Raw genomic sequence first — 901 nt, 5'->3', positions numbered from 1 at the left:
CCGTTCCCATGCCGAACACGGAAGTTAAGCGTCTCAGCGCCGAAAGTAGTTGGGGGATCTCCCCCTGTGAGGATAGGACGTTGCCAGGCTTTATTTTTTTAAAAAAGTTATTGACTTTACATAAAATGACCTTTAAAATAGGTAAAGTCGATATGACTTAAAACGGTCCCGTGGTGTAGGGGTTAACATGTCTGCCTGTCACGCAGAAGATCGCGGGTTCGAATCCCGTCGGGACCGCCATTTTTAATTTAATACTTATGGCTTTGTAGCTCAGTTGGTAGAGCAAAGGACTGAAAATCCTTGTGTCGGCGGTTCGATTCCGTCCAAAGCCACCATATAACGCGCCGGTGTAGCTCAGTTGGTAGAGCATCTGACTTGTAATCAGAGGGTCGAGGGTTCGAATCCTTTCGCCGGCACCATTTTTTCATGGCGGTTGTGGCGAAGTGGTTAACGCACCGGATTGTGATTCCGGCATTCGAGGGTTCAATTCCCTTCAGCCGCCCCATTAAAATTTTAATGAGCCATTAGCTCAGTTGGTAGAGCATCTGACTTTTAATCAGAGGGTCGCAGGTTCGAGCCCTGCATGGCTCACCATTTCTCATTAATATTTTATTAAATACGTAATTTCATATGCGGGTGTGGCGGAATTGGTAGACGCGCTAGACTTAGGATCTAGTGTCTTTGACGTGGGGGTTCGAGTCCCTTCACCCGCATCTCTAAATACTTATGCGGAAGTAGTTCAGTGGTAGAATACGACCTTGCCAAGGTCGGGGTCGCGGGTTCGAATCCCGTCTTCCGCTCCATCTTAATACGCGGTCGTGGCGGAATCGGTAGACGCGCTAGGTTGAGGGCCTAGTGGTGGTTAACACCGTGGAGGTTCAAGTCCTCTCGACCGCACCAT

The 901-nt window shown here is 48.9% G+C and carries 8 tRNA genes and 1 rRNA gene; all 9 read left to right on the top strand.

Annotation, left to right across the window (positions count from 1 at the left end):
- Nucleotides 1-89: ribosomal RNA gene (gene rrf, locus KNO91_RS15215) — 5S ribosomal RNA — on the top strand; the annotation flags it as partial.
- A gap of 75 nt (nucleotides 90-164) precedes the next feature.
- Nucleotides 165-240 (top strand) — tRNA-Asp (locus KNO91_RS15210).
- Nucleotides 241-259: 19 nt separating this feature from the next.
- Nucleotides 260-335 (top strand) — tRNA-Phe (locus tag KNO91_RS15205).
- A gap of 8 nt (nucleotides 336-343) precedes the next feature.
- Nucleotides 344-419 (top strand) — tRNA-Thr (locus KNO91_RS15200).
- A gap of 10 nt (nucleotides 420-429) precedes the next feature.
- Nucleotides 430-505 (top strand) — tRNA-His (locus KNO91_RS15195).
- A 13-nt stretch (nucleotides 506-518) separates the two neighbouring features.
- Nucleotides 519-594, top strand: a tRNA-Lys gene (locus tag KNO91_RS15190).
- 38 nt (nucleotides 595-632) lie between these two features.
- Nucleotides 633-713: transfer RNA gene (locus KNO91_RS15185), tRNA-Leu, on the top strand.
- Nucleotides 714-728: 15 nt separating this feature from the next.
- Nucleotides 729-803: transfer RNA gene (locus tag KNO91_RS15180), tRNA-Gly, on the top strand.
- Between the two features lie 9 nt (nucleotides 804-812).
- Nucleotides 813-900 (top strand) — tRNA-Leu (locus tag KNO91_RS15175).
- Nucleotide 901: the final 1 nt, after the last annotated feature.

It is taken from the genome of Exiguobacterium sp. s59, from assembly GCF_018617475.1.
In the GTDB taxonomy this organism is placed as follows: Bacteria; Bacillota; Bacilli; order Exiguobacteriales; family Exiguobacteriaceae; genus Exiguobacterium; species Exiguobacterium aestuarii.
This window is presented reverse-complemented; position numbering and strand designations above follow the sequence as displayed.